Source organism: Roseateles sp. (genome assembly GCF_031397715.1).
Classification (GTDB): domain Bacteria; phylum Pseudomonadota; class Gammaproteobacteria; order Burkholderiales; family Burkholderiaceae_C; genus Paucibacter_A.
On sequence record NZ_JANNMI010000090.1, the window covers coordinates 1 to 5,443 of the forward strand.

Annotated in this window: 4 protein-coding genes and 1 pseudogene; 4 read left to right on the top strand and 1 reads right to left on the bottom strand. The window is 64.0% G+C overall.

What is annotated here, in order from left to right:
• Nucleotides 1-217 (top strand): annotated as a pseudogene (locus RMO57_RS03910) (hypothetical protein); the annotation flags it as partial.
• Nucleotides 218-589: 372 nt separating this feature from the next.
• Here the strand turns inward: RMO57_RS03910 and RMO57_RS03915 are convergent.
• Nucleotides 590-1,153 (bottom strand): hypothetical protein, encoded by a 564-nt coding sequence (locus RMO57_RS03915; RefSeq protein ID WP_310384413.1) that lies wholly within the window; start codon nt 1,151-1,153, stop codon nt 590-592.
• A 235-nt stretch (nt 1,154-1,388) separates the two neighbouring features.
• Between RMO57_RS03915 and RMO57_RS03920 the strand changes: the two genes are divergently transcribed.
• The 3 genes from RMO57_RS03920 to RMO57_RS03930 form a co-directional block, all read left to right on the top strand.
• The gene (locus RMO57_RS03920; RefSeq protein WP_310384415.1) at nt 1,389-2,570 is read left to right on the top strand and encodes a PQQ-dependent sugar dehydrogenase; all 1,182 of its coding nucleotides are present in this window, start codon (nt 1,389-1,391) and stop codon (nt 2,568-2,570) included.
• Nucleotides 2,567-3,397 carry an alpha/beta hydrolase gene (locus RMO57_RS03925; RefSeq protein WP_310384417.1) on the top strand — a complete coding sequence of 277 codons (831 nt, stop codon included), beginning with the start codon at nt 2,567-2,569 and terminating at the stop codon, nt 3,395-3,397. Before RMO57_RS03920 ends, RMO57_RS03925 begins: the two co-directional genes overlap by 4 nt.
• 214 nt (nt 3,398-3,611) lie before the next feature.
• On the top strand, nt 3,612-5,443 hold a 1,832-nt coding region (locus RMO57_RS03930; protein ID WP_310384420.1), incomplete at its 3' end, for a prolyl oligopeptidase family serine peptidase.

The following is a 5,443-nucleotide window of genomic DNA, read 5'->3' on the forward strand; positions in this document are numbered from 1 at the left end:
CGTGCCCCTCATCGCCCCGCCGTCGAACATGTTGGACAAGGGCTCGGGTGGCAGTGCCGCCACCCATCTGTTCTTGGCAGCACCCCGCTTGCGGTGCTTTTGTCTACCCAAACTCGCGTCCTGGTCTATCGGTCTAGCGGCGGCGCCGGTTGACCGCGGCCAGCGATATCGCCAACTAGGCTTGCGAGATCGTCAGGCCCGCGATCGCATCGGGTAGGCGATCGCTGGCTTGGTTTCGTGTCAGTTCCAACAAAAATTTGATCAACTGGCGACGCGGCGAGTGGCTTTTTGATCGACATTGCAAAGCCCGCCATCGACATGGCCCAAGGCTTGCCACCGAACCGTTGCCGAACTTCTAGCGCTTTTGACAGAGCAAAGGCCGGCCAATGTGCAGAAAACTCAGCGAACCGGCATTCACCACGAGGCTTTGTAGATCTTGCAGAACAAGGTCGGCGCGAAGCGGGCGATTGAAGTCGCCAACGAGTTGGCCGAGTGGAATTATTGGATCAACGGCTGGCCGCGCATAGGTATCCGCCTTCCCCCCTCTTGAGTCAGACCTGCTCACCCAATACGGGAACCTAGCGGCAGCCTAGTGCCGAACGGCCATCAGGACCGAGAATGGCATTGCGCGCGTAACAGCGCCCAGGATGGCGATTTCGTTCTCAGCTTTGGCCCGTTTGTCAAGCCGGTCGTCCACGATGATCAGTGGGCTCCCTCCGCCGATAAACGGGCCGTTCTGAACATCGCTCACCTTGCGCGGTACGCCGCCAGTCGCTTGAGGGCTGGCCGTTATCACGTCGATCAAGTCGTCACCATGGCGAAAATCAAAAACGTGGTCTGTGCGAGAAGCGCCCAGCACATGAGGCTTTAGCTCAAATCGAGCACGCGGGTTCCTAGCCACGATGTAGGGCTGCACTTCGGCGGCCAGATCAACAGCCAGCTCGGGAGCGTCCAACTTTTCGGCAGCCCACCGAGCAACGCTCAGCAGCCCTGTGATAGCGATCGCAAAACCTACAGCAGCGTGCTCGGCACGCGCCAGCATGAAAATCTCGCCGTTGTCGCCGACGCTGAGCTTGTGTCGCATAGCCACTTCACGCACCCCGGCCAGTTTGGCAGGCTTCCAGATATCCAGCCCCATATCGCAGGACTTCATTTACAGGCGATCCGAGCGTCAAGTCTTCAATCGTCAATCTTGGTCATTGGCTGACAACGAGCGAGGTCCATCCGGAACCTTGGGCCAGGCCTGACGCATTGACTCCGAAGAGCCAATTTCGTATGCCTGCCAGGGGAACTTGCCGCCACCCCAATCGCACTGATCGCCAGGCCGCGCAGCGCAGCCCCTTGCCGGCATAGACTGCATCCCTGTTGATGGCATTTCGGAGCCCACCATGCATGGACGCCCCTCGATCCGCAGCTTGCTCAGCGCCGCCGCACTGCTCGTTGCCGGCTGCGGCGGAGGCGGCGATTCGGCCGCCGCCCCGCCCGCCCCAATACCCGCCCCAATACCCGCCCCACCACCCACAGCCGCACAGCTGAGCACCTTGCGCAGCGACCTGCAAAGCCCCTGGGGTCTGGCACTGCTGCCCGACGGCCAAATGCTGGTGACGCAAAAGGCCGGCAGCTTGCTGCGGCTGCCGGCCGGCGGGCAGGGGCCGGCGGTGACGATTCGCGGCGTGCCCGCCGTGGCCTCGGCGGGGCAGGGCGGTTTGCTGGACGTGGCCCTGGACCCCGACTTCGCCACCACACCCTGGGTCTATCTCAGCTATGCGGAGCCCGGCCAGGGCGCTGAGGCCGGCAAGGCCGGTACGGCGGTGGCGCGCGGCCGCTTGGTCGGCGCTGCCTTGCTGGATGTGACGGTGATCTTCCAGCAGGCACCCAAGGTCAGCGGCGGCGGCCATTTCGGTTCGCGTCTGGTGTTCGGGCGTGACAAAACCCTGTTCGTTGCGCTGGGTGAGCGGCAACTTGGCGCGCCGGCGCAAGACCTGGCACAGACGCTGGGCAAGGTGGTGCGCATCAAGCGCGACGGCAGCATGCCGGCCGACAACCCGAGCTTCGGCACCGGCGCCCGGCCCGGCCTGTGGAGCATCGGCCACCGCAACCCGCAGGGCGCGGCGCTGCACCCGGTGACCGGCGAGCTGTGGCTCAGCGAGCATGGCCCGCAGGGCGGCGATGAGATCAATATCGCCCGCGCCGGTGCCAATTACGGCTGGCCGGCTAAAAGCTACGGTTGCAACTATGGCGACCCAGTCAGCGAGAGCTGCCGCATTGGCGGCGGCGTGCATACGCCTACTTATGTCGAGCCGCTGACCTTCTGGGTGCCGCTGTCGATCGCGCCGGCCGGCCTGGTCTTCTACACCGGCACGATGTTCCCCGAGTGGCAGGGCCAGCTGTTCTCGGGCTCGCTGGCCGGCCAGGCGCTGTGGCGCTTGCAACTGAGCGGCAATACCGTGGTGGCGCGCACCGAGATGGTCAAGGAGCTGGGCGAGCGCATCCGCGATGTGCGTCAGGCTGGCGACGGCGCCTTGCTGCTGCTGACCGACAGCGGCAAGCTGCTGCGCCTTGCGCGATGAGCGCGACGAGTGGGCTGGGCGGGCCGTTGCGGGTCGGCGTGATGCTGGCTGCTTTGCTGGCTGTGGTGCTGGTTGCGCTGTTGGCAGTAGGCTTGCTGTGGGTCTATAAGCGCCAGGAGCAATTGCTGTTCCAGCCCGAAGTCCTGCCGGCCTCGCACCGTTTCGAGTTCGGTGCTGACGTGGTCGAGCTGCGTATTCCGGTGGACGGCGCCGTGCTTTCGGCCTTGCAACTGCGGGTGCCCAATCCCAAAGGCCTGGTCTTCTATCTGCACGGCAATGCCGGCAGTCTGCAGAGCTGGTTCGTCAACGCTGATTTCTACCGCCGTGCCGGCTATGAGCTGGTGATGCTGGACTACCGAGGCTATGGCAAGAGCAGCGGCCGCATCGAGAGCGAGGCCCAAATGCGCGCCGACGTGCGTGCCGCTTGGGGCGCTGTGGCGCCGCGCTATGCCGGCCTGCGCTGCGTCATCGTCGGCCGCTCCTTGGGTACGAGCCTGGCCGCAGGCTTGGCCATCGAGGTCAAGCCCGAGTATGTGGTGTTGATCTCGCCCTACACCCGCATGGCCGACCTGATGCGTCAGCATTTCCCGCTGCTGCCCACCGCCTTGCTGCGCTATCCGCTCGACACGGCCGCGCTATTGCCCGCTTGGCGGGGGCCGCTGCTGCTGATCCATGGCGAGCAAGACACCTTGATCCCGCCGCAACACAGCGAGCGTCTGCTCGCCCTGAGGCCGCAGGGCCGGCTGGCGGTGATCCGTGGTGCCGGGCACAAAGATTTGCAGGGCTTTGAGCAATACCTGCAGGTGCTGCGCGAGGTCTTGCCTTGAGAAGAAACGCGAGCATTCGCGACGCAGCAAGCTGCGTTGCATCGCGTGGGCAGCGACTTCTGATGTCAGTGATGCAGGTCACCAACCCCGAGGAAACCCGCAATCACCCCTGTTTCGGGGCAAAAATTGACCCCTGTCTTTCGTCATACTGCCGCTTGCTTGCCAGAATGCCCCACCCCCGGCGCGCCGGGCCAGACCTCTCAGGACGATGACGATGACTTTCAAGAAAACAATGGCCCACAAGGCCGTAGCACTGGCCGCTTTTGCCCTGCTGGGGCTGGCCCACGCGCAAACCGCGCCGACCTATCCGGTGACGCCCAAGGTCGAGCAAACCGATACCTATCACGGCACGGCCGTGGCCGACCCCTACCGCTGGCTGGAGGACGACAACAGCGAACAAACCAAGGCCTGGGTCAAGTCACAAAATCGGGTCACCGACGCTTTTCTCGAAGCGATGCCGCAGCGGCTGCCGGTGCGCAAGCTCTACACCGAGCTCTACAACTTCGAGAAGTTTGGCATCCCCTTCAAGGAGGGCGGCCGCTATTTCTGGACCCGCAACAACGGCCTGCAACAGCAGGCGGTGCTCTACACCGCCAAATCGCCAACCGATGAGCCAACCATCGCGCTCGACCCGAATACGCTGAGCAAGGACGGCACCGCTGCGCTTGGTGGTTATGCCGCCTCGCGCGACGGCAAGTTATTGGCCTACGGCGTGGCCGCTGCCGGCTCCGATTGGCAGACCTGGAAGGTGCGCGATATGACCACCGGCCGTGACTTGGCCGACAAGCTGGACTGGGTCAAGTTCTCCGGTGCGGCCTGGACGCCGGACGGCAAAGGTTTTTTCTACTCCCGCTATGACGCGCCGGCCGAAGGCGCGGCGCTGACCGGTGCGAACTATTTCCAGAAGCTGTTCTACCACCGCCTTGGCTCCGCCCAGTCCGAGGATCAGTTGGTGGCCAGCAACCCGAGCGAGAAGGAATGGGGCTTCGGCGCCGAGGTCTCGGATGACGGCAAGGCCGTCTTCATCACGGTCTGGAAGGGCGGCGAGAAGAACGGTTTGATGCTGCTGCCGCTGGTCAAGGGAAGCTATACAGGCGGTGAGCCCAAGCCGATCAGCCTGGCTTTTGACGCCAGCTATGTGCCGGTTGCCCTGAACGGCAACACCTTGATCGTCAAGACCGACAAGGACGCGCCACGCGGCCGCCTGATCGCCATCGACCTGAAAGCGTCGGGCAAGCAGCCTTGGAAGACCTTGCTGGCCGAGAGCAGCGACGCGATGACGGGCGCCTCAAACGTAGGCGGGCGCTTGCTCGTGAGCTATCTGCGCGACGCGTCGACGGTGGTGCGCATCCATGACCTGAACGGCAAGCCACAAGGCGAAGTCAAGCTGCCCGGCGTCGGCACGGCTGCTGGTTTTGCCGGCCGCGCCTCCGACAAGGAAACCTTCTTCAGCTACACCAGCCTGACCACGCCGACCGAGACCTATCGCTTCGACGTGGCGGCCAATAAGGCGACGCTGTTCAAGCGCCCGCAAACCGCTTTTGACGCCGAGCAGTTCGAGACCCAGCGCGCCTTTGTCACCAGCAAAGACGGCACCAAGCTGCCTATCTTCATCGCCCACAAAAAGGGCCTGAAACTGGACGGCAACAACCCGACCCTGCTGTACGGCTACGGCGGCTTCAATGTGCCGATGACGCCGGGTTACGGCATCACCGCCGCGACCTGGATGAAGATGGGCGGCGTCTATGTCTTGGCCTCGCTGCGCGGCGGCGGCGAGTACGGCTCCGCCTGGCATGAGGCCGGCACCAAGCTCAAAAAACAAAACGTGTTCGACGATTTCATCGCCGCCGGTGAATGGCTGGTGGCGAACAACTACACCAAGCCCTCCAAGCTGGCCATCAATGGCGGCAGCAACGGCGGCCTGCTGGTCGGCGCGGTGGTCAACCAGCGGCCCGATCTGTTCGGCGCAGCGGTGCCCCAAGTCGGCGTGATGGACATGCTGCGCTATCAGAAGTTCACCATCGGCTGGGCCTGGGAGCCGGACTA